This is a genomic window from Pseudomonas sp. NFACC32-1, from assembly GCF_900101215.1.
Classification (GTDB): domain Bacteria; phylum Pseudomonadota; class Gammaproteobacteria; order Pseudomonadales; family Pseudomonadaceae; genus Aquipseudomonas.
The window spans coordinates 196,754-220,606 of sequence record NZ_FMUL01000009.1 but is presented as its reverse complement, the minus strand read 5'-3'; the positions used below and the strand labels follow the sequence as shown (position 1 = coordinate 220,606).

General features: G+C 62.2%; 23 protein-coding genes. 14 read left to right on the top strand and 9 right to left on the bottom strand.

Features of this window, described 5'->3' with window-relative positions; genetic code table 11:
• A complete protein-coding gene (locus tag BLP99_RS16160; protein WP_076407032.1) occupies positions 1-906 on the bottom strand; it encodes a LysR family transcriptional regulator in 906 nt (301 codons plus the stop codon).
• Between the two features lie 229 nt (positions 907-1,135).
• Here BLP99_RS16160 and BLP99_RS16155 point away from each other — a divergent pair, with 229 nt between their 5' ends.
• The 7 genes from BLP99_RS16155 to BLP99_RS16125 all read left to right on the top strand — a co-directional run bounded on the left by BLP99_RS16155 (position 1,136) and on the right by BLP99_RS16125 (position 7,856).
• Positions 1,136-2,245, top strand: a complete 1,110-nt coding sequence (locus tag BLP99_RS16155; RefSeq protein WP_092180925.1) for an L-dopachrome tautomerase-related protein — start codon at positions 1,136-1,138, stop codon at positions 2,243-2,245.
• Between the two features lie 126 nt (positions 2,246-2,371).
• Positions 2,372-2,824: a DNA methylase gene (locus BLP99_RS16150; RefSeq protein ID WP_092180951.1), complete on the top strand. Its 453-nt coding sequence runs from the start codon at positions 2,372-2,374 to the stop codon at positions 2,822-2,824.
• A 221-nt stretch (positions 2,825-3,045) separates the two neighbouring features.
• Entirely contained in the window at positions 3,046-3,714 is a 669-nt protein-coding gene (locus tag BLP99_RS16145; protein WP_072391714.1) for a GntR family transcriptional regulator, read from the top strand.
• Between the two features lie 76 nt (positions 3,715-3,790).
• Positions 3,791-4,597, top strand: coding sequence for an ABC transporter substrate-binding protein (locus tag BLP99_RS16140; protein WP_072391717.1), 807 nt, complete (start codon positions 3,791-3,793; stop codon positions 4,595-4,597).
• Between the two features lie 11 nt (positions 4,598-4,608).
• On the top strand, positions 4,609-5,385 hold the full coding sequence (locus BLP99_RS16135) for an amino acid ABC transporter permease (protein WP_092180922.1): 777 nt from the start codon (positions 4,609-4,611) through the stop codon (positions 5,383-5,385).
• 2 nt (positions 5,386-5,387) lie between these two features.
• On the top strand, positions 5,388-6,167 hold the full coding sequence (locus BLP99_RS16130) for an amino acid ABC transporter ATP-binding protein (RefSeq protein WP_072391724.1): 780 nt from the start codon (positions 5,388-5,390) through the stop codon (positions 6,165-6,167).
• Between the two features lie 78 nt (positions 6,168-6,245).
• Positions 6,246-7,856 (top strand): gamma-glutamyltransferase family protein, encoded by a 1,611-nt coding sequence (locus BLP99_RS16125; protein ID WP_092180919.1) that lies wholly within the window; start codon positions 6,246-6,248, stop codon positions 7,854-7,856.
• A gap of 151 nt (positions 7,857-8,007) precedes the next feature.
• Here BLP99_RS16125 and BLP99_RS16120 read toward each other — a convergent pair whose 3' ends face one another.
• Entirely contained in the window at positions 8,008-8,634 is a 627-nt protein-coding gene (locus BLP99_RS16120; RefSeq protein WP_072391730.1) for a hydrolase, read from the bottom strand.
• A gap of 228 nt (positions 8,635-8,862) precedes the next feature.
• On the opposite strand from BLP99_RS16120, the gene BLP99_RS16115 reads away from it, so the two are divergent.
• Positions 8,863-9,759, top strand: coding sequence for a LysR substrate-binding domain-containing protein (locus BLP99_RS16115; RefSeq protein WP_072391733.1), 897 nt, complete (start codon positions 8,863-8,865; stop codon positions 9,757-9,759).
• A gap of 24 nt (positions 9,760-9,783) precedes the next feature.
• Here BLP99_RS16115 and BLP99_RS16110 read toward each other — a convergent pair whose 3' ends face one another.
• The 6 genes from BLP99_RS16110 to BLP99_RS16085 form a co-directional block, all read right to left on the bottom strand.
• On the bottom strand, positions 9,784-10,518 hold the full coding sequence (locus BLP99_RS16110) for an SDR family NAD(P)-dependent oxidoreductase (protein WP_072391736.1): 735 nt from the start codon (positions 10,516-10,518) through the stop codon (positions 9,784-9,786).
• A 72-nt stretch (positions 10,519-10,590) separates the two neighbouring features.
• Positions 10,591-11,409: an ABC transporter permease gene (locus tag BLP99_RS16105; protein WP_092180916.1), complete on the bottom strand. Its 819-nt coding sequence runs from the start codon at positions 11,407-11,409 to the stop codon at positions 10,591-10,593.
• Between the two features lie 13 nt (positions 11,410-11,422).
• Positions 11,423-12,601: an ABC transporter permease gene (locus tag BLP99_RS16100; RefSeq protein ID WP_256327868.1), complete on the bottom strand. Its 1,179-nt coding sequence runs from the start codon at positions 12,599-12,601 to the stop codon at positions 11,423-11,425.
• A gap of 140 nt (positions 12,602-12,741) precedes the next feature.
• On the bottom strand, positions 12,742-13,791 hold the full coding sequence (locus tag BLP99_RS16095; RefSeq protein WP_072391742.1) for an ABC transporter substrate-binding protein: 1,050 nt from the start codon (positions 13,789-13,791) through the stop codon (positions 12,742-12,744).
• 150 nt (positions 13,792-13,941) lie between these two features.
• A complete protein-coding gene (locus BLP99_RS16090; protein ID WP_072391745.1) occupies positions 13,942-15,048 on the bottom strand; it encodes an ABC transporter ATP-binding protein in 1,107 nt (368 codons plus the stop codon).
• Positions 15,048-16,439, bottom strand: coding sequence for an aminotransferase (locus BLP99_RS16085; RefSeq protein ID WP_072431265.1), 1,392 nt, complete (start codon positions 16,437-16,439; stop codon positions 15,048-15,050). Before BLP99_RS16085 ends, BLP99_RS16090 begins: the two co-directional genes overlap by 1 nt.
• Positions 16,440-16,626: 187 nt before the next feature.
• On the opposite strand from BLP99_RS16085, the gene BLP99_RS16080 reads away from it, so the two are divergent.
• The 4 genes from BLP99_RS16080 (at position 16,627) to BLP99_RS16065 (ending at position 20,625) form a co-directional block, all read left to right on the top strand.
• On the top strand, positions 16,627-17,511 hold the full coding sequence (locus BLP99_RS16080; RefSeq protein WP_072391751.1) for a transketolase: 885 nt from the start codon (positions 16,627-16,629) through the stop codon (positions 17,509-17,511).
• Positions 17,508-18,518: a transketolase family protein gene (locus BLP99_RS16075; RefSeq protein WP_072391754.1), complete on the top strand. Its 1,011-nt coding sequence runs from the start codon at positions 17,508-17,510 to the stop codon at positions 18,516-18,518. The genes BLP99_RS16080 and BLP99_RS16075 overlap by 4 nt, the downstream gene beginning before the upstream one ends.
• Positions 18,508-19,791: an aspartate aminotransferase family protein gene (locus BLP99_RS16070; RefSeq protein ID WP_072391757.1), complete on the top strand. Its 1,284-nt coding sequence runs from the start codon at positions 18,508-18,510 to the stop codon at positions 19,789-19,791. The genes BLP99_RS16075 and BLP99_RS16070 overlap by 11 nt, the downstream gene beginning before the upstream one ends.
• Positions 19,792-19,950: 159 nt before the next feature.
• Positions 19,951-20,625: a GntR family transcriptional regulator gene (locus BLP99_RS16065; RefSeq protein WP_072391760.1), complete on the top strand. Its 675-nt coding sequence runs from the start codon at positions 19,951-19,953 to the stop codon at positions 20,623-20,625.
• Between the two features lie 8 nt (positions 20,626-20,633).
• On the opposite strand, the gene BLP99_RS16060 is transcribed toward BLP99_RS16065, so the two are convergent.
• Positions 20,634-21,569 carry a LysR family transcriptional regulator gene (locus BLP99_RS16060; protein WP_072391763.1) on the bottom strand — a complete coding sequence of 312 codons (936 nt, stop codon included), beginning with the start codon at positions 21,567-21,569 and terminating at the stop codon, positions 20,634-20,636.
• A 128-nt stretch (positions 21,570-21,697) separates the two neighbouring features.
• Between BLP99_RS16060 and BLP99_RS16055 the strand changes: the two genes are divergently transcribed.
• Positions 21,698-23,023: an MFS transporter gene (locus tag BLP99_RS16055; RefSeq protein ID WP_072391766.1), complete on the top strand. Its 1,326-nt coding sequence runs from the start codon at positions 21,698-21,700 to the stop codon at positions 23,021-23,023.
• A 50-nt stretch (positions 23,024-23,073) separates the two neighbouring features.
• The gene (locus BLP99_RS16050) at positions 23,074-23,847 is read left to right on the top strand and encodes a creatininase family protein (protein ID WP_072391769.1); all 774 of its coding nucleotides are present in this window, start codon (positions 23,074-23,076) and stop codon (positions 23,845-23,847) included.
• The last annotated feature ends 6 nt before the right edge of the window (positions 23,848-23,853 follow it).

Here is a 23,853-nt window from a genome sequence, read left to right as displayed (position 1 = left end):
TCAAACCAGCTTGGGCGATCGCTCCTCCAGTTCGGCAAACCGGCTGCGCAACAACGAATGCAATTGTTGCACCGCCGCCGAAAACTGCTTGCGGTGTGGGCAAACGAAGCTCAATGGCAGGGGTTCGCCTGGGTGATCCGGCAGCAGTACCTCCAGTCGACCCGCACCGATATCGTCGTTCAGGTCCAGCCAGGATCTATAGGTGATCCCCTCGCCAGCGAGGGCCCAGCGCCGCACCACATCGGCGTCGTCGGAAAACAGCGGACCGGACACCGAGACGACCTTGGCCCCCAGCCGCCATTTGTCGTAGACCCGACCGTGGAGGGTGTAGAGCAGACAATCGTGGTGCAGCAAGTCATCCGGCGTGCGCGGGCGCCCGTGTTTGTGCAGATAGTCCGGGGATGCCACCAGTACACGGCGGTTCCAGGGGGCCAGGGGCAGGGCGATGTAATTGGCATCGTCCAGCTGGCCGTAGCGGATGGCGACGTCGACTGGATCGCGGAACATGTCCGCCACTTGATCGGACAGGAAATAGCGCAACGACAATTGCGGATGGCGGTGCCGGAATTCCGATAGCCATGGCAGCAGGACATTGCGTCCCAGATCCGAGGGTGCCGCTACCTGAAGCACGCCACGCAGTTCGGCGCTTTCGCGCCTGATCTTTTCCCGGCCTTCTCTAAGCGTATCGAGCACGGTCTGCGCATTGGGCAGGTACTGTTCGCCTTCGGCGGTCAAGCGCAGGCTGCGTGTCGAGCGGGCGAAGAGACGAACATCCAGCTCACGCTCCAGGCGCTTGATAGCGGCGGCCACCTGCCCAGGCAGCAGGTCGACTTCCCGAGCGGCGTTGGAAAAACTGCCGAGGGCTGCGGTCCGTACGAACAGCGCAAGGTCGTCGATGCGGATCATTTTCACTCCAGCTGTGAAAGTGTTGGCGCATTCTACGTATTTTTCTTCCCGGGAGAGAAGGCGAGTATGGCCCCCACCGGTTGTCCTTGCGGACTTCCTTCCAACCCTTGGCAGACAGCCAGGCCTACAGCCGTCGGCCTCCCGGAGCATGAACATGATCAAGACAAACAGATTCGCAACATCTGCCATTGCCCTCGCTCTTGCGTCGGCTGTCCAAGCGACATCGACCATGGCGGCCACGGACTTTCCCAGTGATGCGCCGGCTGATCGGTCCATCGGCCCCTTGCAGCAGGTGTTCGCTTTCCAGGACGCCATGCCGACCGGCGTCACGGTGAGCGAGACGGGGCGGATCTTCGTCAATTTCCCGCGCTGGGGGGATGATGTACCGTTCACGGTGGCTGAGATCAGCGACGGAAAATTGCGGCCTTACCCCAATGACCGGATCAACCATGAGGACAGCGTCGACCCGGCCAAGGGCCTGATCAGCGTGCAGAGCGTGGTGGCCGACGGGCAGGGGCGTGTCTGGCTGCTGGATACGGCGGCTCCCGGTTTCGCTGCGCCCAGGGCCGGAGGCGCAAAACTGGTGGCGGTGGACCTGGCGAGCAACCAGGTGGTGAAGACGCTGGTGTTCCCGCCGCACGTCATATTGCCCAGTACCTATGTGAACGACATGCGCTTCGATTTTCGCCACGGCAATCAGGGGACCGTGTACGTCACTGACTCGTCGGTCAGCGGCCCGGGGGCAATCATTGTCATGGACATCGAAAGCGGCAAGGCGATGCGGCGCTTGAGTGGAGCAAGGTCCACTTCCGTGGATCCGTCGTTCATTCCGATGGTGGAAGGACAGCCGGTCATGTCCCGAGGGGCCGATGGCAAACCCAAGCCTTTGGGGGTGGCTAGCGACGGCATCGCTCTCTCGGCGGATGGCAAGACGTTGTATTTCAGCCCGTTATCGAGTCGCCATCTGTATTCGGTGCCAACGGCGTTGCTGCGTGATGCCGGCATCAGCGACAAACGCCTGGAAGCGGCGGTGGTAGACCTGGGCGAAAAGGGTGCTTCCGATGGTCTGGAAGCGGACGCCGAGGGTGCAGTCTATGCGACCGATTATGAACACAACGCGATTCGCAAGCGCCTGGCCGACGGTGCTTGGAAAACCATTGTCCAGGACCCGCGGGTATTGTGGCCTGACACCCTCTCTATCGGTCCGGACGGCTATCTGTATTTCACGGCCAACCAGCTCCATCGCCAGGCCGGTTTTCGCAACGGGGTCGACCAGCGTGTCAAACCCTACAGCCTGCTGCGTGTCAAAATCGATGCGGCACCGGCGCCGACCCGTTGATTCCCTTGGCCCTGCGACATCCTTGACCGGAAAGAGCCCCAGGGCAGGACACTGTCGGGGGCTTGGCGCCCGACAATGCTGATCCGGCGGCGTGAGTCGCTCATCAAGGACTGGAGGTGCATGAAGTTGAATCCCGTCAGTGCGGCGGATCTTGAGATCGACATGATTCATCCGCCTGGCCCGGGCCTGTACCGTTGGCTGCTCGCAAGCTTTCTCCTGGGCAAACGCATACGCGCCTCGGTGGCCCTGCGGGCCTATCGGATCCTCGTCCACCACCATGGTCTCGATACACCCGCCAAGCTCCGGCAATGCCCTCACCGTGAACTGGTCCGGTGGCTGGGCCAGGCAGGTTATGGCCGCTATGACGAATCCACTGCGCGACGCCTCCGGCTGCTGGGGGCTCGCCTGGATGATGAAATGCCGGCCCGGCTCGAAGCACTCGAAGAAGGGCGGGACGGACTCCAGGGGATCGGACTCTGGCTATTGACCTTCGAGGGTATCGGGCCCAAGACATTGGAAATCTTCATGCGTGAAGCCGCGCCCGTCCTGGAGACCCTCGTCACGAAACGCCCGGGTTGAGGTCGTTACCTGGCTACCCCCTGCACGGAAATGAGCAGGGGTTGTGCCATTTGGTAGCACTTCCCTGCGGCCGTCCTGCGGTTCCATCCCGCTCAAGAAGCCTCTTGGGTCGGCTCTGTCCTTAGGAATCAATCGCTTGTGCAATGCCCATCAAAAGTGGCATGCATTCTGCTTTTTTGAATACATGGATAATTGGATACAAAAATTCAAAGGGTGTCGCCATGCAGTTCGTTCCTACATTCGCTGAACGTCCGCCGATGACTGCCGAGGAAGAGGCCTACAGCTATCTGCTGGATGCCATCTGTGGCGGCAGGTTGCGCAAGGGTGATCGGTTGATCGCCGAAGACATCGCCGGCGAAATCGGGATGAGTCGGATGCCGGTGCGCGAGGCTTTCCGCCGTCTCGACGCACAAGGCCTGGTGACACTGCGGCCCAATCGCGGCGCCATCGTCAGTGGCCTGGACATCGAGGAACTGCAGGAGGTGTTCGAGATGCGCAGTGCCCTTGAAGGCCTGGCCATCCGAGTGGCGGTGGGGCGCATCGGTGACCGTCAGTTGGCTGCGCTGGAACGTCTGTTGGACGAGATGGACGACTACCGCGACGAAAGCGCCGAGTGGGTCAGCCGGCACCGCGCTTTCCATGAATACCTGTGCAGCCTCAGTGGCCGTCCGCGGTTGCTGAAGCAGATCAGTGCCCTCTACGCCCTGGTCGAGGCGCCCATGCGCCTATGGCTGCAACACGTTGAGAAGCCCTTGAGCGCACGCCAGGAGCATGCGGTGATTCTGGAGGCCATTCGCTCTGGCGACGCCGATAAGGCCGAAGCGGTGTTGCGTGCCCATATCGAGGGCACCGTTGTGGAGCTCATCACGTTCCTGCAAGCGAAAAAATAACGAGAACAGGCCGCGAGCCTGTCCGTGTTCTGACTTTGAGTACTGCCCGTTACCCACTGAACTGGAGTGTCTGGTCATGCATACGCCTCGCCTGTTGTTTGCCGTACTGTCATTGGGATTGCTTGCACAGGGGGCGATGGCTGCGCCCGTGGTTCCGGAACGCCTGCAAAAGGTCGACAGGCTCGTCTATTGCTCGGGCATGGATTCGCCGCCACTGGTGTCCTTCGATGAAACGCAAAAGCCCAGGGGGCTGACCGTGGACCTGGGCCTGGAAGTGGCCAAGCGGCTGGGCGGCAAGCAGGTCGAATGGCGAGTCATTCCATTTTCCGGACTGCTTCCCGCCTTGCTGGCCAAGCAATGCGACATGATCGTCGACCAGCTGTTCGACAAGCCCGAGCGCCGCGAGGTGATCGACATCGTCAACTACATGTACTCCAGCCAGGCCGTCGTCGTGCCCAAGGGCAACCCGAAAGGCCTCAAGAGCCTGGCGGACCTGTCCGGTCACAAGGTCGCGGTGCTCAACGGCTCCACCATCAAGACCCTGCTCGACGCCGAGAACGAAACCCTGGCCAAGGCCGGCAAGCCGGCGATGAAGCTGGTGGTCTACAACACGGATACCGATGCCTTCCAGGCCCTGCGCATCAGCCAGGTGGATGCCTACGGCACCACTGTGGAAACCGCCGGCTATTACGCGGCGATGGCGCCCGATCTGTTCGAGGAAGGCGTGCCGGCCTTTAGCCGGATTCTCACCGGTCTGGGCATTCGCAAGGACGATCCGCAGCTGACGGCGGCGGTGCAGCAGGTGATCAGCGACATGCGCAGCGACGGCAGCTACAGCCAGTTGCTGAGCAAATGGCATGTGGCCAGTGACACGCTCGATTGAGGTAAGCCTTGATGAATTTCAATTGGGATGTGTTCTGGCAGTACCTGCTGCAACCCAGCGGGGTCTATCTCACCGGTCTGTGGTTGACCTGCCTGATCAGCGTGCTGGCCATGTTGCTGGGCTGCGCGTTGGGGCTGGCCGCGGCGCTGTTGCGGCTGTCGAGCAATCCGTTGCTGCATCTGCCAGTGCGCTTTTATGTGTGGTTGATGCGCGGCACGCCGTTGCTGGTGCAGATCGTCTTTCTCTACACGGCATTGGCGGCCGGTGGGATTTTCCGTTTCGAAGACATCGATCTGTTCGGCCTGGTGATCCCGGGCAATATCCAGGCGGCGATCATCGCCCTGGGGCTCAACGAAGGCGCCTATATGGCCGAGATCATCCGTGCCGGTATCGGTGCGGTGGACAAGGGCCAGTACGAAGCCGGGCGGTCCCTGGGCATGACGTTCGCCAGGCTGATGCGCCGCATCGTGCTGCCCCAGGCGTTCCGGGTCATCGTGCCGCCGCTGGGCAACGAGTTCAACGTGATGCTCAAGAACACTACGCTGGTCAGTGTGATCGGCGTACAGGAATTGTTGCTCAGTACCCAGATAGTCACGTCGGCAACGTTCCGGGTATTCGAGCTGTACCTGGTGGTGGCGATCTATTTCCTGCTGCTGACCACCCTCTGGGGCTTTTTCCAGCGCTGGCTGGAAGCGCGCTTCGGCCAATCGGACCGGCCGTCCTCGCCACCACCGGCCGCCACCCGGATGTTCGGTCGTAGCACACTCAAACTGCTGAGGGAGCGTTGAGCATGGCGCACAAAAGCGAAGAGCTGATCATCGAGGCACTGGATGTCCATAAGTCCTTCGGCGACCTGCAGATCCTCAAGGGCATTTGCTTGCAGGTTCGACGTGGGGAGGTAGTGGTGCTGATCGGCGCCTCCGGTTCCGGCAAGACCACCTTCATCCGTTGCATCAATCTGCTGGAAGACATCCAGGGTGGACGCATCCGGGTCAACGGCCGGGCCATGGGGTATCGCGAGCGGGCCGACGGTAGCCTGGTGCGGGATTCGGAACGCAACATCGCTCGCCAGCGTCGCGACATCGGCATGGTGTTCCAGCGTTTCAACCTGTTCCCCCACATGACCGCCCTGGAAAACATCATCGAGGCACCGACCCAGGTGCTCGGCGTGCCGCGTGCGGAGGCGCTGGAGCAGGCGCGCGGCCTGCTGGAGCGGGTGGGCCTGGCGGACAAGGCCAACCATTACCCCTCGATGCTCTCCGGCGGCCAGCAGCAACGGGTAGCGATTGCCCGGGCCCTGGCCATGAAGCCCCAGGCCATGCTGTTCGATGAACCCACCAGTGCCCTCGATCCGGAAACCGTTGGTGAGGTGCTGCAGGTGATGAAGGAGCTGGCCGAGGAGGGCATGACCATGGTGGTGGTCACCCACGAGATGGGGTTCGCGCGAGAAGTGGCCGACCGCGTGGTGGTCCTGGACCAGGGCGAACTCATCGAACAGGGGCCGCCGGAGCAGATCTTCAGCCATCCCGTCCATCCGCGTACCCGGGCTTTCCTGAGCCGGGTGCTATGACCTGTTGCTGCCTGATGTCCTGGGGCGCCATCGGCGTCGGACCCGGCCATTGAAACCTTGTGTCGAAGAGCCTCTGCCATGTTGAAATTTTCTGCTCACGAGTACCCTTATCCGTCCCAGCGCCAGAGCGTTTTCGCCCGCCGTGGCATGGTCGCCGCGTCCCAGCCCCTGGCGGCCCAGGCGGGTATCGAGATGATTCAAAAGGGCGGCAATGCCATCGATGCGGCCATCGCCACGGCAGCGGCGCTGACGGTGGTGGAGCCGACGGGCTGCGGCCTCGGCGGTGATGCCTTCGCCCTGGTCTGGTGCAACGGCCAGTTGCACGGTCTCAACGGCAACGGCCATGCCCCGGCGGCCTTGAGCATCGATGCGGTCAAATCGGCCGGCCATGACCGGATGCCGCTCTACGGCTGGACGCCCGTGACCGTCCCGGGTTGCCCATCGGCCTGGGCCGAGCTGTCGCAACGCTTCGGCAAGTTGCCCTTCGCCCACTTGCTGCAACCGGCGATCAGCCTGGCGCGGGATGGCTTCGTCTTGTCCCCGGTAGTCGCCCATCAATGGCAGATCGCGGTGGACGAATTCACGCCCCATCGCGACGGGGTCCTGCAGGCCTGGTTCGACACATTTCTGATCGAGGGGCGTGCGCCACGGGCGGGAGAGATATTCCGCAACCCGGCCCAGGCCCGCACCCTGGAGGAACTGGCCGCCACTCGATGCGAGAGCCTGTATCGCGGCGCGCTGGCCCAACGCCTGGATGCCCACTCTCGCGCCACCGGGGGCTATCTGCGGGCCTCGGACCTGAAGGATTACCGGGCCCGGTGGGTGGAGCCGATCCACATCAATTATCGCGGCGTCGATGTCTGGGAGATCCCGCCGAGCGGGCAGGGGCTGGTGGCGTTGATGGCCCTGAAGATCCTCGAAGGGTTCAGCTTCGATCATCGCGACAGCCAGCAGACCTGGCATCGCCAGTTGGAAGCCATGAAGCTGGCCTACAGCGACGGCCTGCACTACATCACCGACCCGGCGCACATGCGCGTGGCCGTAGCCGACCTGCTCAGCGACGACTACAGCAGCCGGCGGCGCAGCCAGATCGGCGAGCGGGCCCAGCCCCCGGCCCCGGGGGACCCTCATGCCAGTGGCACGGTCTACCTGGCCACCGCGGATGCGCAAGGCAACATGGTCTCGTTCATCCAGAGCAACTACCACGGTTTCGGTTCCGGGGTGGTGCTGCCTGACAGTGGCATCGCGCTGCAGAACCGGGGGCAGGAGTTCAGCCTCGATCCAACCCATGCCAACAGCCTGGTACCCGGCAAGAAAACCTTCCACACCATCATTCCCGGGTTCCTCAGCCATAATGGTCAGGCCCTCGGTCCCTTCGGGGTGATGGGCGGCTACATGCAGCCCCAGGGGCATGTGCAGATGGTCATGAACCTGGTGGACTTCGGCCTCAATCCGCAGGCAGCCCTGGATGCGCCGCGCTGGCAATGGCTAGGGGACATGAAGGTCGGCATCGAACACGGCGCCTCCCGCGACCTGGCCAATGCCCTGGCCCGGCGCGGCCATCAGGTGCAGCTCGCCAGCGACCTGACCGACTACGGGCGCGGCCAGATCATCCTGCGCGATCCGGTCAGCGGCGTACTGTGTGGCGGCACGGAGCCCAGGGCGGACTCCCACATCGCGGTCCTGTAGATTGCCTCTGGCCCTCTAGGCTCTGTACGAAGAGTCTTGAGACGAAGGTCAGGCAAGGCGAAAACAGCCGAGGAAGCAACAAGGATGGCGCCCGCATTCGCGGGCCCATCTTGTTCACGTTTCAACAGCCTGGAGCGTCTCGCGTCGTTTCCTAGCGCGCTTTTTCAGCGTTGAAGCCATCCGCGTTTTCGAATACCCCCATGAAGCCCGGTAGGGTTGATTCACGTGCCCAGTCGCGCTGGAGCTCGCAGTACATCTGCACCCGGCTGATGAGTTTCGCACCTGCCTGTTCGATGCGGCGCAGAGCCGCCTCATGGGCGGCGGGCGATGTACCGCCGACCGCATCCACCGGTACATAGACCTCGTAACCCTCCTGGAGGGCGTCCAGCACCGGGAACGTGAGACAGGCTTCGGTCCAGAGCGCGGTCATGATGAGCTTGCGCCGGCCCATCGCCTTGACCGCCTGCTTGAACTCGGTGTCTTCCCAGCTGTTGATCGAGGTGCGGTCGTAGGTCGGCAAATGGCCAAGCACGTCCTGCAGTTCCTGGATCGGTGGCTTGTTGCGGCCGGTCGCGACGTTGACGGTCGAATGGACGATGGGAAGGTGGTAGTTGACGGCCGCCTTGGCGACGCTCGTGATGTTGAAGACCAGTTCGTCACGGGGCATCGAGCGGATCGAGGATACCTGGATCGGCTGGTAGTCGATGATGATCAACATCGAGTTTTCAGGCGACAAGAGCTGGTCGGTATGGGGGTTGCGGATAATCTCGCTTGTCATTTTGCGGATCCTTTTCTCAGTTGTACTACACGCAGGTAGGAGGAGCGGGACACGGCCAGGTGGATAACCACCGCCGTGACGACGCCTCTACTGATGTTGTGAGTGGTTTGGTTCTCCCGGAAACGCGCCAGCGGCGACATCGCCAGGAAGCAGGATTGTGCTGTTCCCTCGACCGCTGCAGTAGTAGCATCCCGAGGCTTGCTGTGTTGCAGAACGAGGAACGCTGATTTGGATATCGAAGAGCTGCAGACCTTCGTGGAAGTCGCCGATGCCGCAGGGGTGTCCGCTGCGGCGGTGCGGCTGGGGGTGTCCAAGTCGATCGTCAGCCGCAGGCTTGCCAGGCTTGAGGCGGAACTGGGTATCCAGTTGCTTGCGCGCACTACCCGCGGGGCAGCGCTGACGGAAGCCGGGGCGACATTCCGGGACTACGCCGCCAGGGTCTGCGCCGAAATAGAGATCGCCAAGGAAACCATCCTGCCCGCCGGCGCCCTGCGTGGCCGACTGCGGGTGGCCGCGCCGCTGTCCTTTGGCCCGACCCACTTTGCGCCGATGCTTGCGGAACTGGCGCGGCGTCATCCCCAGCTCCATATCCAGACCTGCTACAGCGACCGCTTCGTCGACCTCATTGCCGAGGGTTTCGATTGTGCGATTCGGGTTGGCTACCTTCCGGATTCGAACCTGATCGCAAGGTGCATCGGGCCGATCTACACGAAGCTGGTGGCCAGCCCGGCCTACATTCAGGCCCATGGCGCACCCGAGTCGCCGGACGAGCTCATCCACCATGAGGCCCTCATGCAAAGCACCGAGACCTGGCAATTCATGGATGGCGACCAGATCGTCACGGTACGTCCCCACGGGCGCTTCAAGGCCGACAATGGCACCGCACTGGTGGCGGCCGCCGTCGCAGGGCTCGGGGTTGCGTACCTGCCTGATTGCCTCACCCACGAAGACAGGGTTTCGGGGGCGCTGGTACCGATCATGACGCGGTATCCGCCGCCACCGGCGGGTGCCTATGTCGTGCGCCCGCCAGGCCAGCATCCCGCGCGCAAGATACGCATACTCACCGAGCTCTTGATCGAATCGTTCGGGCAGTCGCCGCACTTTGCCGGGCCTGCCCGTGTCTGATCGACCTGACGGGCGTGCCGATCGCTAGGACCTTGGCGTGAGCAGGCCGGCGGTTTCACCGCCATCGACTGTCAGGGTGGTGCCGTTCACATAGCTGGATTCTGGCGAAAGCAACCAGCAGATGGCCTGGGCAACTTCTGCTGCGCTGGCCAGGCGGCCTTCGGGAATCCTGGCTGTCAGCGCGGCGAGCCGTTTTTCGTCGTTGACGATGGCATCCATCATTCGCGTGGCGATTTGCCCCGGGCAGACGGCGTTGAAGCGCACCTGGCCGCCGTATTCCAGCGCCAGGGCCTGGGTCAGGCCGAGGAGGGCGGCCTTGCTGGCGCAGTAGGTGGCAAGCCCCTGCTCGCCGGTCTTGCCCGCGATGGACGAAACGTTCACCACGGCGCCGCGACCTGCGATCAGGCCTGGCAGCGCGTGCTTGGTGTAGAAGAAGACCGAGCGAGTATTGACGGCGAACAGCAGGTCCCATTCCTGCTGCGTGGTGTCGGTAAAGGTCTTGCGTCCTGACATGCCGGCATTGTTCACCAGGCCCGCCAGCTTGCCGTCGCCCAATTGCAGCGCCGTCGCCACGACGTGACGGCAATCGTCTTCGTTCAGTACGTCGCCCGGCACAAAGGTGCAGTCGGGCAAGCGCTCGGCCAATTGGCTACCTGCAGATGGATCGCGCCCGGTGAACACCACCGGATGGCCGAGGCTGGCGAGTTTTTCCACGGTTGCGGCGCCGATGCCCTGGGTGCCGCCTGTCACGATATACATGGGTGTTGCTCCTGAAGGTCTTGCCGCCTCTTGACCGGACGGCGTCGGTGAGGGAATGGGGGCAGTCGCGGGTCACGCTGCCGGTTGGTTCAGGGACCTGTTCGAACGCAGGGAAAGCCAGGTCGTGGCCAGCAGGCCCAACAGGCCCACCACCAGCAGGAACGATGACATGGCGACAATCGACGGATCGATGGTGTCACGAATACCGTCGAACATCTGCCGCGGCAGCGTGCGCTGGCCGGGGCCGCCGATGAACAGTACGACGACAATCTCGTCGAACGACGTCATGAAGGCAAACAGCGCCCCCGATATCACCCCAGGCGCGATGATGGGCAAGGCGACATCGATGAACGCCCGTACCGGTGAGGCCCCGGCCATTGCCGCGGCCCTCAGCAGGCTCATGTCCAGGCCTTGCAGGCTGGCGGCAACGTTGATGAGGACGAAGGGGGTCGCCAGCACGGTATGAGCCAGGATCATTCCGGTCAGGGTGCCTGTGAGCCCCAGTTGGCCGAACAGAAAATACATGCCCAGCCCCGAAATCACCGGTGGAATGATCATGGGCGAAATCAGCAAGGCCAACACATGGGTGGCGCCGGGCAGGTTGCGTCGGGCGAAGGCCAGGGCCGCCAGGGTGCCCAGCAATGTCGCCAGCGCCGTCGAGGCGCAGCCCACCAGCAGGCTGTTGCGCAGCGACTGCAGCCAGGGGCCGGCGCTGAACACTTTCTCGTACCAGCGCAATGACAATCCCGGCAGCGGATAGGACAGGAAGGTGCCGCTGCTGAAGGAGATGGGCACCACCGCCAGCAAGGGCGCGATCATGAAGACGATCATGAGGAGCCCGAACAGGCGCAAAAGGTTGCGGTTGATGAAACACAGGGTGAAATGATTCATAGGATTTTCCCGATTACTTGAGTCCGGCGATCTGGCGGATGCCCACCAGTCGGGCAGCGACCAGGTAGATCGCCATGACACAGAGGATCAGCACCAGGCCCAGTGCCGAAGCCATGCCCCAGTTCACCGTGGTGTTGGTGTAGAACGCGATGAAGTAGCCAAGCATCTGCTCTCGTGCGCTGCCCACCAGGGTTGGGGTGACGTAGTAGCCTGCCGCGACGATGAACGTCAGCAGCGTGCCGGAACCGATGCCGGTCAGGGTCATGGGCAAGTAGACGTGCAGGAAACCGCGAACCGGGTGCGCGCCGAGGGACCCCGAGGCGCGCATGTAATGGGCCTCGATGCCTTTCATCACGCTGTACAACGGCAGGACGGTGAACGGCAGCAGGATGTGCACCATGACGATGTAGACCCCCAGGGCATCGAAGATCATGGGCAACGGATGGTCGATCAGGCCGAGCTTGAGCAGCAGGGTATTGACGATGCCCTTCTCTTGAAGCACCACGATCCAGGCCGTGGTGCGGGCCAGCAATGAGGTCCAGAAGGGCAGCATCACCGCCAGGATCAGCAGCATCTGGAACGGCCGCGACGCCTTGACCAGCAGGACGGCGAAGGGAAAGCCCAGCAGCAGGCACAGCACCGAGACAACGAAGGCGATCTTCAGGGTCTTGAAAGTGAGGTCCAGGTAGACCCGTTTCTCCGCGGGCACGCGCTGGATGCCGTCAGCCGTACGCTCCAGGTCTAGGGCGCTGAGCAGGTAATAGGATGTATACGCCGGTGATGCACGCTCGAACGCATTCCAAAGCTCGGGGGTTGCCCAGCGCGGATCAATGGCCACCAGGCGCGCCCGGGGTGTCTCACCGTTGACGGGTTGCTGGTTGGCTGGCCACTGGTAGCGGCGGGCAGTGGCCGTGATGAGGAAACGGTAGCCGCTGTTTTCATAGTTCATGCGCCGCGCGGCTTCACCCATGACGCCCATGTTCTCGGCGTGGATGAAATCCTGCTCGATCGCTTCGAACACCGCGTCGCTGGGCAGGCTCGAGGCGTCACGGCGTATTTCCTGTTCCAATGCCTGGACGGTGCGGGGGAATGCCTGGACCAGCTCCGGATTGCTGACGGCACGATAGAGCATCATGCCGATGGGCAGAACGAAGAATACGGCGGTGTAGGCCAGCAGCGGCAAAAGCAGCAAGACAGAAACGAGCCGTTTGTGCCGGCTGGATCTCTGGTGGGCGCTGGCGAGTGAATCCAATGCAGGGGCGAACATATCGATGACCTCGGAATGGGATGTCAGCGGCTTCGATAACGAAGCCGCCATTCAAAGGGATGGATCTACTTCGCCGCCCAGTTGGTGAAGCGAGCCATGAGGTCTTCCTCGTAGTTGACCCAGAACGGTGTATCGAGCAGCAAGGCGTTTTCCAGGTTCGCCGGCGCGGTGGGCAGGTTGTTCAGGGTTTGCTTGTCCAGTGCCGCCTGGGCCTTGCCGTTGACGATGCCGTAAGGGATGGCCTGGACGAAGGCACCCTGGGCTTTCGGGCTGAGCATGTAGTCGAGCAGGGCATAGCTTTCCTTGAGGTTCGGCGTGCCTTTGATGATGGTCCAGTAATCCATGCTGTAGAGCTGCTGGTTCCAGATCAGCGGAAAATGCGCGCCCTGCTGGTTGGCGATGGCGATGCGTCCGTTGTAGGCCGCCGTGACGGCGATGCTGCCCGAAGACAACCATTCCAGGGGCTGGGCGCCGGTTTCCCACCATTGGATATGCGGCTTGATTTCATCGAGCTTGGCGAAGGCTCGGTCCTGTCCGGCCTTGGTCGCCAGCACCGTGTAGACATCGGCAGGCTTTACACCATCGGCCATGAGGGCGATTTCCAGGGTCATGCGAGCCTGCTTGCGCAGGCCACGCTTGCCAGGCCATTTCTTGACGTTCCAGAAGTCGGCCCAGGTCTGCGGACCCTCGCTGGGGAATTTCCTGTGGTCGTAGGTCATGACTTCCGACCAGACAATGGCGCCTACGCCGCAAGGCGCGAACTTGTCGGGGGCGATGTCCGCGGCACTGCTCAACCTGCTGCGGTCGAGGGGCTCCAGCAGGCCTTGCTCGCAGGCCAGCGCCATCTCGTTCTCATCCATCTGGACCACGTCCCAGGTCGGGTTGCCGGCCTGGACCATGGCCTTTTGCTTGGCGATGCCGCCGTCGTAGGTGTCCTGCACGACTGGCTTGCCGCTTTGCGCGGCGTATGGCTTGAAGTAAGCCTTGTCGAAGGCTTCCTGGGTGGCGCCACCGAAACCGACGACGGTGAGGTCCCTCGCCAGGAGCGCCTGGCTGGAGAACAAGGTGACGGCGCAGATGGTAGTCAGTGCGGTGCGGCGCAATATCGAGGACATGGGTGTCCCTCCTGCTGTTTGAGGATGTAAGGGAAATACAAGGTTCACAAACGGGCAGTAACGAACTAGACGGTGTCGGAAAGGGTGTGCATGGTTGCCTCTCGGATCATTATTGTTGTCGAGACTTATGGTTCAGGGTGCGACGGTGGATCAGTTCAGTTCGAATAGATGGGCGTCGTCGGTACTCCAGTCGAAGCCGGTCACCTGACCGGGCCGCAGTTGCTTGAAGAGCGCGTTATTGGCCACTTTCACCACCAGGGGTTGTTCGTTGCCCAGGCGCAGGTGCACCCGCAAGTGGTCGCCGAGGTAGACGGTGTCGGTCACCGTGGCCTGCCAGGGCATGGTCTCGCTAGGGCCCAGGCGAATGTTCTCCGGGCGGATGACCAGTTCCACCCGCTCCGGTCGAGGGTTTTTCAGCGCCTTGGCGGACCCGGTGAGCTGCAGGCCGTTTTCCAGGATCACTTCGCAACTCTGTTCGTCGCGCCGTCGGGCGGTACCGACCAGCACGTTGTTCTCGCCAATGAAGTTGGCGACGTAGGCGTTTTCCGGATGTTCGTACAGCGCCGCCGGCGAGCCGATCTGGGCGATATCGCCCTGGTGGAAGACCGCGATCCGGTCCGACATCGTCAGGGCTTCGCTCTGGTCGTGAGTCACGTAGACCACGGTGACGCCGAGGGACTTGTGCAGTTGCTTGATCTCGTACTGCATGTGTTCGCGAAGATTCTTGTCCAGGGCTCCCAGAGGCTCGTCCATCAGAATGATCTCGGGCTCGAAGACCATCGCCCTGGCAAGGGCCACGCGTTGCTGCTGCCCACCGGAAAGCTCGGTGATGCGCCGCTGTTGCATGCCATGCAATTGCACCATGTCGATGGCGCGCTTGACCTTGGCTTGCAGATCGGCGCGCTTGAGGCCACGCATCTTCAACGGGTAGGCGAGGTTTTCCTCGACGCTCATGTGGGGAAACAAGGCGTAGTTCTGGAACACCATGCCCATGCCACGCTGATGCGCCGGCTTTTTCTGGATCGGCGTGCCGCCCATGCGGATTTCGCCCCGGGTTGGCGTCTCGAAACCGGCCAGCATCATCAGCGTGGTGGTCTTGCCGGAGCCCGAGGCGCCCAACAGGGTCAGGAATTCGCCACGACTGATGCCCAGGTTCAGATCCTTGATGACCAGGGTCTTGCCGTCATAGCTTTTCTGGACCCCATTGAACTCGATCAGGGGCTGGGTGCTTTGGGAGATAGAGACCTTGGCGTTCATCACAGTGACAACCCGTTGGCCAAGGCGACGGTATCGAGCGCGCGCTTCAGGCGGGCTACCAGCTCGACGATCTCTTCGGCGGTGATGATGAAAGGCGGGGCCAGGGCAATGGAGTCCCCCATGTTGCGCACGATCAGGCCGTTCGCCCGACAGGCCCGTTCGACCTGAACACCGATGGTGCGGTCGACGGGGAAGGAGGCGCGGGTTCGTTTGTCCGCAACCAGTTCCAGTCCGGCCACCAGGCCCACCCCCCGAATCTCCCCGATCAGCGGATGGTCGAGCAGCGGTTCGAGTTGCTGGTGCAGGAAGCTCCCCAGTTCTCGCGTGAGTTGCGGCAAACGCATTTCTTCGTAGATGGTCAGGGTTTCAAGGGCAACGGCGGCCGCCACCGGGTGCCCGGAATAAGTAAAGCCGTGGCCAAAGCCGCCCAGTTGCTGGCTTTGCTCTTCGATGGCCGTGTAGATATCTCCGGCGACCACCACGCAGGAGATCGGTTGATAACCCGATGACAAGCTCTTGGCACAGGCCATCATGTCAGGCGCAAAACCCAGGGTCTGATGGCCGAACCATTGGCCGGTGCGGCCGAAGCCGCAGATGATCTCGTCGGCAAGGAACAGGATGTCGTGCTTCTTCAGGATCGCCTGCACACCGGCGAAGTAACCTGGCGGCGGCACGATCACGCCACCGGCTCCCATCACCGGTTCGGAGATGAAGGCAGCGATGGAGTCCGCGCCCACGGCCTCGATGCGTTGCTCGAGGTCCCGTAGCAGGCGCTCGGTGAACTGCGCTTCATTTTCTCCTTCGGCACCGTAGCGATAGAAATGCGGACATTGCACATGCAGGACGCTGTCTTGCAGGGGCAGGCCGAACGCCGCGTGCATGTTGGGCAGCCCCGACAGGCTGGCGCCCATTACCGTCGAACCATGGAAACCTTTCTGGTGGGCGATGATCCTGCGCTTGTCGCCATGGCCACGAGCACGATGATAGGCCCAGGCGAGCTTGATCATCGAGTCGTTGGCTTCCGAGCCCGAACAGGCGAAAAACACCTTTGGCCTATCGAACGGCACCAGGCAGGCAATGCGTTCGGCCAACTGCGCGACCACGCTCGGCACACGATGGTTGAAGGTGTGGTAGTAGGGCAAGACCGACATCTGGCGCTGTGCGGCCTGCACCAGCCTCGCATTGGAAAAGCCAAGCCCCGCACACCAGAGGCCCGACATCCCCTCGATGTAGTCGCGACCATGTTCATCCGTCACATGAATCCCCGATCCACGTTCGATGACCAGCGGGCCATGTTGTTGATGCGCCCGCAGATTGGTCTGCGAATGCAGATGAAAACGCACGTCTGTGCGGGCCAGTTCGGTTAAGGGAAGGGGCGTTTCCTGCATCATGAAAAACCTCGTTGAGGGCTGCTGATCACTTATAACTTATATGATTGGCACTGAATTCAACGTCACGCAAGCCCTCGACGAGAAAAAAATAAACCGTCGATCGGTGGTTGATTCTACAAAATATAACTTATAAGTTGTAAGAAGAAGGCCGCGTCAGGCCTCGATCAACCCACTCAGGAGTGCCCTCATGCCCGCTGCAAACCCTGCGGTTCGTGACCCCGTAATGCCGTTGACGCCCGAGCAGGTCGCACGTTTGAAAGAACGCGCGCTGTTCGTGCGTCTCGAAACGGTGCGACTGATTTCCATCGCCAAGGTCGGCCACTACACCTCGGTGTTTTCCTGCGCCGAAATATTTTCGGCGCTGTATTACGACGCCATGCGCCTCAAGCGCGGCGAACCGAAGTGGCCGCAGCGCGACCGCTTCCTGATGGGCAAGGGGCACGCCGCTGTCGGGCTATACCCGTTGCTCGCCGACTGGGACTTCTTCGACAAGGCCTGGCTCGATGATTACACCCGACTGGGCAGCCCCTTGGGCGATCACCCGGATATGCGCAAGGTGCCGGGCATCGATTTCAGCTCGGGGTCCATCGGTCATGCCTTGTCGGGCGGTTTGGGCATGGCCCTGGGTGCGCGCCTGCGGGGGCAGGCATTCGATGTCTACGTATTGCTGGGTGACGGAGAGATGCAGGAGGGGCAGGTCTGGGAAGCCGCGCTGGCGGCGGCGCACCACAAGACCGGCAACCTCATTGCCATCGTCGATCGCAACGGCTACCAGCTCGACGGCAAGGTCGACGATGTGGTGGGTATCGAGCCCCTGGCCGATAAATGGCGTGCCTTTGGCTGGGATGTCAGGGAGGTGGACGGCCATGACGTGGCGGCGCTCGCGACGCTGTTTCGTGAGTTGAAAGCGCAGCCCGCGCGCGAGCGCCCGGTCTGCGTGATCGCACTGACGGCCAAGGGCAAGGGGGTGGGGTACATGGAGACCGAACCGGGATGGCACCTGGGCTGGCTCGCGCCAGAAGACGAAGCGCTGGCGATCGAGGAAATCAAGGTCAATGGAGGTGTTCAATGAGTGCGCCAGTCAAGCCGGCCAGCTGGCAGTATCGCCAGCTGAACGCGATCAATCCCGGGCTCGACTATCTCTCGGAAGGCCTCCTGGACCTGGTTGCCGACGGCCACTCGATTGCCGTCGGGACGGCCGACCTGCAGTACTCCAACGGCCTCAACCGTTTCGCCGACAAGCACCCGGAGCTGTTCATCCAGTTCGGTATCGCCGAGCAGAACATGGTGAGTGCCGCCGCGGGCATCGCCACCACCGGGACCACACCTTACGTCGCCACGTTCGCTTCGTTCCTGGCGTTGCTGTGCTGCGAGCAGATCCGCATGGACGTGGCGTACTCGGCGCTGCCGGTCCGGCTGATCGGTCATCACACCGGCATCAGCCTGGGGTTCTACGGCACTTCCCACCATGCCACCGAGGACATCGCGATCATGCGCAGCATCGCCGACCTCACGGTGGTCGCCCCGGCGGATGGCCCACAGCTGGCGGCTGCCATCCGCGCATCGATTCATCATCCGCAGCCGATCTATTTCCGCATCGGGCGTGGCCAGGAGCCCAACGTCTATCCGCAAAACGTCACTTTCGAGTTCGGCAAGGCCATCGTCCATCGCGTCGGTGCCGACGTGACCCTGATCGCCACCGGCAGCATGCTGCACCCGACCCTGGAGGCGGCCAACGCCCTTGCCGATAGCGGCCTGGCGGTGGGGGTCATCGACATGCACACCCTCAAGCCCATCGACCGCGAAGCCATCCTGAAGGCTGCCGCCGCAACGAACCTGCTCATCACCGTGGAGGAGCACAACGTACTCGGCGGCCTGGGAGGCGCTGTGGCCGAAGTGCTGGCGGATGAGGGCATCGGCGTGCGCCTGGTCCGTCATGGTATCCATGACGAGTACAGCCTGATCGCACCGCCCACCCACCTGTACCGTCACTATCGGCTGGACGCGGCGGGTATCGAAGCCGTCACCCGCCAGGCGCTGGCCCGGTTCTCCGGCAAGGAGCAGCGTCATGTCGGCTAACCAGGCGTGGTATGCACGCGCACAAAAGGTACTGCCCGGTGGACACCTGAGCCCCAGTCGCAGGCTCGGGCAACCCTACGCATTCGTACGTGCGCAAGGGGCCTATCTCTTCGACGCGGACGGGCAACGCCACACTGACTTCCACTGTGGATTCGGTGCCCATGTACTGGGCCATGGGCATCCGGCGATACGGGACCGGGTTTTCGAAGTCGCCCAGCGCATGGACCTGATGGGGGCCGGCATCACCGACCTGGAAGTCGAAGTGGCGGAGACACTGGTCCAGTACATTCCCTGCGCCGAGCAGATCGCATTCTGCAACAGCGGATCGGAGGCCACCTATCACGCCTTGCGACTGGCCCGCGCGGCGACGGGACGCAAACGGATCATCAAGTTCCAGGGCGGTTACCACGGCTGGCACGATTATGTCGCCATGAACGGGCAGACGACCCGGGAGCGCATCGGTCAATTCGATCCGATGTCCGACGGAATCCTGCGCGCCGCCGCCGAATACACGATCATCCTGCCCTATAACGATGCCGACTCGGTGGAGCGGTACCTCAAGGCTCACCCGGGCGAGGTGGCTGCGATCATCGTCGAACCCATCGCTCACAACATGGGGGCGGTGGCTGCTACGGATGCATTCCTCAAAGACCTGCGCAGCCTGACCAGCGCCCATGGCGTCGTGCTGATCTTCGATGAGGTGATCACTGGCTTCCGGCATGCATTGGGAGGCTATCAGTCCATCGTCGGGGTGACCCCGGACCTGGCCACCTTCGGCAAGGCCGCCTCATCCGGCTATCCCGTAGGGTTCATCGCCGGTAAACGGGAACTGATGCACTTGATCGGTTTGACCGGGCCCAAGGGCGTGTTCATGGGCGGCACCTGCAATGGCACACCTTCGACGTTGGCGGCCGTGCAGGCGACTCTTGAAGAGTTGGCGCGCCCCGGGACCTACGAGAAGCTGTTCGAGTTGGGCGACTATATGCGTGCCCAGCTGGACCTCATCGTCCAGCGCCTCGGGATTCCCGCACAGAGCGCCGGTTATGGCTCGGCCTGGCTGCTGTATTTCTTCGAGGGACCGTACAGCCAGTACACGGACCTGCTGCGCAACGATGACGCACTCGATGTGGCCTTTCGTCAGCGTTTGATCGAGAAGCGGCTTATCTTCCAGCCGATGCAGCTCAAGCGGCTATACCTCTGCACCGCTCATACTCGGGAGATCCTGGATGAGTCCCTCGGGGTGATGGAGGACGTGTTGAAGACCCTGGTCTGATCGTTCCTGGCGCCAGGCACCGGAGGCAGCCTGACCGCTGCCTTCGGTGCGGGCGCTTGTCGGAACTCGGCTGCCTATATGTTATAAGTGGCGGCTTATCGCGTATGGGTATGGGAAAGTCCTGTCATGGCACGGGACGGTCATCATTAGGAGTGAACTGTGCAGATTCAACCCTTGGAACAAGGCAACCTTTCGGCCCGGGCGTACTATTCGATTCGCGAAGGACTGATCGCCGGCAATTTCAAGCCGGGGGAACGGTTGGTCATGCAGGATCTGGCAGAGCGACTGGGAACCAGTGTGACGCCGGTGCGTGAAGCATGCCTTCGGCTGGTGAGCGAGCGCGGCCTGGAGCTTCGATCCGGCCGGTTTGCGACCGTGCCTGCATTGACCCGGGCGCGCTATCTGGAGGTCCGTACCATCCGCATTGCCCTGGAAGGGCTGGCTGCGGAACTGGCGACGCACCATGTGACCGATGCCGACCTGGCGAAGCTGCTGGAACTGCACAATGCCTTCGAACAAGCCGATCGACAGAACGACGGCCTCGCTGCGATGCATCACAATCGCGAGTTCCACTTCACCCTCTACCGGCTGTCGGGCATGGACATGCTTACCGCGCAAATCGAGAGCCTCTGGGTGTCCATGGGCCCGATCCTGAATCTGTTCTATACCTTCGGCCACAACTCCTACATCGGCGCCGACGAACACCTGGTGTTGATCGACGCTCTGAGAGACAGGAAACCGGCAAAGGCTCGCAAGGCCATCGCCGACGATATCCTGCGTGGCGGTATCAGCATCCTGAAATTCATCGACGAAACCGAGGGCAAGACGGCTTAGCCTGCAGTTCAAGCACCTGGCTGGCCAGGGTCGCCGCTGGCGAACATCGGCAAACGCCGCAGCATCCAGTCGAGCAGTTCCTGGGCCGGTGCCGCCAGCGGGCGTCCGGCCTTCACCAACAGTTTCGCCTCCACGCCCAGGAACAAGGGATGGTCGATGGCCACGGCCGCGAGGTTGCCCTGGGCAATCTCTCGGTAGGCCGCCACTTCGCCCAACAGCGAGGCAAACTCACCGGAGGCGACAAGGCGCTTGAGGGCGGCCAACGAATTGCTGACCAGCGCCGGGCGGATCTGGATCTTCTCGGCATACTCGAGCATCTTCAACGCATGGCCGATCCCGAAGGTCGTCGGTGTCAGCACCAACCGGCATTCGAGCAGGTCGGCGACGGTGGCCATTGCTCCGCGCAACGCCAGCGCATGGTCCGGGCGAACTAGCAGCATGACGGGCTGCCGGGACGTCGCTCGGTAATCGATATGCGGGTGCGCAGGAGGGTTGTAGGCCAGGCCGATATGCGCACGATTCTCCGCAATCTCGTTCAGCACGTCGTCCACCGGCAATATGTCCAACCGGATGTCGAGCTTGGGGTACTGCTTGCAGAACGGCGCGAGCACATGGTCCACCAGGGTATCGACATAGCCCTCGCTGATGACGACCCGCACCTGTCCCAATTGCAGCCCCTTGATGGCCTGGAGCTGGTCTTCGAGCTTCTCCTGGTGTGATCGATAGCCGCGCCAGAACTCCAGCAGGTGCGCGGCAGCCTCGGTGGGCTGGACGCCGCGGGCCTGGCGTTCGAACAGTCGGGTGCCCAGTTCTTCTTCCAGCAGTTTGATCTGACGGGTGATCACCGACGGCGAGGTGTTGATGCTGTCCGCCGCGCCACGTATCGATCCGTGGGTCAGCACTTCATGGAAGTACCGCAAGCGTTGCTGGTTGATCTCGCGCATGGGTTCTCCCTCAGTTTGTGCGTTGCTCATAGGGCAACAATACACGAACATAGTTGCTCTTGCTGCTGTCTGCGTTGTCGGCGCAACATCCTCGGCACGTCAGAGCAACAAGAAACTGGAGACTCCCCATGTCGACCGTCGTGACGCCGGCTTCCGCCGCGGCCCTTGCAACCCTGTACCGCAAACTCAACTGGCGCCTGTTGCCGCTCCTGTTCGTCTGCTACGTCTTCGCGTATCTGGACCGGATCAACGTCGGCTTTGCCAAATTGCAGATGCAGAACGACCTTGGGTTATCCGACGCTGCATATGGTGTCGGTGCAGGTGTGTTCTTTCTGGGCTATGTGCTGTTCGAGGTGCCCAGCAACCTGATGTTGCCCAAGGTGGGGGCCAGAAAGACCTTCAGTCGCATCCTGGTGCTATGGGGCATCACCTCGGCCTGCATGCTGTTCGTACGCAATGTGCCGATGTTCTACGCCATGCGATTTCTGCTGGGTGTCTTCGAAGCCGGTTTCGCCCCGGGAATGATCTATTACCTGTCTTGCTGGTACGGCCCCAAGCGGATGGCCCGGGCCATTGCGATCGTATTCATTGCCGGTCCGGTGGGCGGCATTGCCGGCGGTCCGCTGTCGGCATGGCTGATCACCACGTTCGAAGGCGTGGGTGGGCTCGTCGGATGGCAATGGATGTTCCTGATCGAAGGCTTGCCCTGCGTTCTGCTGGGTGTGGTCGCCTATTGCTGCCTTTGCAACCATCCTGCCGAAGCTCGCTGGCTGAGCACAGGCGAAAAACAGCTATTGCAGCGTGAGCTGGGTGCAGGGCCGGAGGGGGGCCACTCGTTCGGGGCCGTGTTGCGCGATCGCAGGATCTACATTCTGGCGTGCGCCTATTTCTGCATCATTTTTTCGATCTACGCCATGAGTTTCTGGCTGCCGGCAATTCTCAAGGCCCAGGGTATCCAGAGCATGATGCAATTGGGTTGGTATGTCGCCATTCCCTATGTAGCCGCAGCAGCGGGCATGTACTGGATCGGGCGTCGCTCCGATCGCTTCGCAGAGCGCCGCTATCACTGCGCGGTGCCGGCAGGCATCGGGGCAATGTCGTTGCTCCTGTACCCCTATGCCGATGGGAGCCTGCTGTTCTCCCTGGTCCTGCTGACGCTGGCGGTTGCCATGATGTTCATGGCCTATACGGTCCTGTGGGCAATGCCCTCTGAACTGATCAAGGGCGAGGCGGCAGCGGGCGGCATCGCACTGATCAATACCATCGGTCTGTGCGGCGGCTTCTGGGGCCCCGCGGTGATCGGGTGGGCAAAGACATCGACGGCCAGTATGACCCCCGGCATCGTCGCGGTCGGTTGCGTGTTTCTGTGTACAGCGTTCGTCATCATCGCGAGCAAACCGTTGGCGCACCGCGACCGGACCCTGGGTACAGGGCGAATCGAACAGGCGCTTTGAACGTCAACCCACGTGTTCCGCAAGGAACCCATTCAAGAGAGAGAACGCACATGCTTCTGCATTTATCGACCTGGGCCGAAATCGAGCATTTCCTCCAGCGCAGCCGTACCGTCGTCATTCCGATCGGCTCCAACGAGCAGCACGGTCCCACCGGGCTGTTGGGCACGGACTGGATGTGCCCGGAAATCATCGCCCATCAGGCACAACAGACAGCCGATATCCTGGTGGCTCCGACCTTCAACATCGGCATGGCCCAGCATCATCTCGGTTTTCCGGGGACGATCTCGCTCAGGCCTTCTACGTTCATCGCCGCCATCGGCGACTGGACACGCTCCCTGGCTGCCCACGGGTTCGAAAAAATATTCTTCCTCAATGGACATGGCGGCAATATCGCGTCAATCGAAGCGGCGTTTTCGGAGCTTTATGCCGAGGCGAGTTTCGCCCGTCGCCCGGCGGGCTTCGCCTTGAAATTGTGCAACTGGTGGGACCTGGAAGGGGTCAATGACCTGGCGCGGGAGCAGTTCCCGTCTGGCCACGGTATCCATGCGACACCGTCGGAAATTGCCGTGACCCAATGGGCCTATCCCCACGCCATCAAGACGGCGGACTACTCGCCACAGATCGCCAACTGGGGCCCGATCCGGGAGGCTGCCGATTTCCGTGCCCGTCATCCGGATGGCCGCATGGGGTCGGACCCGGCGCAAGCCTCCCCGGAAAAAGGTCGGCAACTGGTGATGATGGCCGCCCAAGGCCTGGTGCAGGAGGTGCAAGCCTTCAGCCGAGAGGCCATGCCGGACCCGCAAACACTGCAATCAGCCAGGTAAGCCACG

Excerpts from the sequence above, each read along its gene's own strand:
- BLP99_RS16060 (WP_072391763.1), bottom strand. The coding sequence starts at position 21,569 with ATGCGCGAGATCAACCAGCAACGCTTGCGGTACTTCCATGAAGTGCTG.
- BLP99_RS16140 (WP_072391717.1), top strand. The coding sequence starts at position 3,791 with ATGCATACGCCTCGCCTGTTGTTTGCCGTACTGTCATTGGGATTGCTT.
- BLP99_RS16145 (WP_072391714.1), top strand. The coding sequence starts at position 3,046 with ATGCAGTTCGTTCCTACATTCGCTGAACGTCCGCCGATGACTGCCGAG.
- BLP99_RS16110 (WP_072391736.1), bottom strand. The coding sequence starts at position 10,518 with ATGTATATCGTGACAGGCGGCACCCAGGGCATCGGCGCCGCAACCGTG.
- BLP99_RS16135 (WP_092180922.1), top strand. The coding sequence starts at position 4,609 with ATGAATTTCAATTGGGATGTGTTCTGGCAGTACCTGCTGCAACCCAGC.
- BLP99_RS16075 (WP_072391754.1), top strand. The coding sequence starts at position 17,508 with ATGAGTGCGCCAGTCAAGCCGGCCAGCTGGCAGTATCGCCAGCTGAAC.
- BLP99_RS16050 (WP_072391769.1), top strand. The coding sequence starts at position 23,074 with ATGCTTCTGCATTTATCGACCTGGGCCGAAATCGAGCATTTCCTCCAG.
- BLP99_RS16155 (WP_092180925.1), top strand. The coding sequence starts at position 1,136 with ATGGCGGCCACGGACTTTCCCAGTGATGCGCCGGCTGATCGGTCCATC.
- BLP99_RS16120 (WP_072391730.1), bottom strand. The coding sequence starts at position 8,634 with ATGACAAGCGAGATTATCCGCAACCCCCATACCGACCAGCTCTTGTCG.
- BLP99_RS16095 (WP_072391742.1), bottom strand. The coding sequence starts at position 13,791 with ATGTCCTCGATATTGCGCCGCACCGCACTGACTACCATCTGCGCCGTC.
- BLP99_RS16090 (WP_072391745.1), bottom strand. The coding sequence starts at position 15,048 with ATGAACGCCAAGGTCTCTATCTCCCAAAGCACCCAGCCCCTGATCGAG.
- BLP99_RS16085 (WP_072431265.1), bottom strand. The coding sequence starts at position 16,439 with ATGATGCAGGAAACGCCCCTTCCCTTAACCGAACTGGCCCGCACAGAC.
- BLP99_RS16055 (WP_072391766.1), top strand. The coding sequence starts at position 21,698 with ATGTCGACCGTCGTGACGCCGGCTTCCGCCGCGGCCCTTGCAACCCTG.
- BLP99_RS16125 (WP_092180919.1), top strand. The coding sequence starts at position 6,246 with ATGTTGAAATTTTCTGCTCACGAGTACCCTTATCCGTCCCAGCGCCAG.
- BLP99_RS16130 (WP_072391724.1), top strand. The coding sequence starts at position 5,388 with ATGGCGCACAAAAGCGAAGAGCTGATCATCGAGGCACTGGATGTCCAT.
- BLP99_RS16105 (WP_092180916.1), bottom strand. The coding sequence starts at position 11,409 with ATGAATCATTTCACCCTGTGTTTCATCAACCGCAACCTTTTGCGCCTG.
- BLP99_RS16080 (WP_072391751.1), top strand. The coding sequence starts at position 16,627 with ATGCCCGCTGCAAACCCTGCGGTTCGTGACCCCGTAATGCCGTTGACG.
- BLP99_RS16070 (WP_072391757.1), top strand. The coding sequence starts at position 18,508 with ATGTCGGCTAACCAGGCGTGGTATGCACGCGCACAAAAGGTACTGCCC.
- BLP99_RS16160 (WP_076407032.1), bottom strand. The coding sequence starts at position 906 with ATGATCCGCATCGACGACCTTGCGCTGTTCGTACGGACCGCAGCCCTC.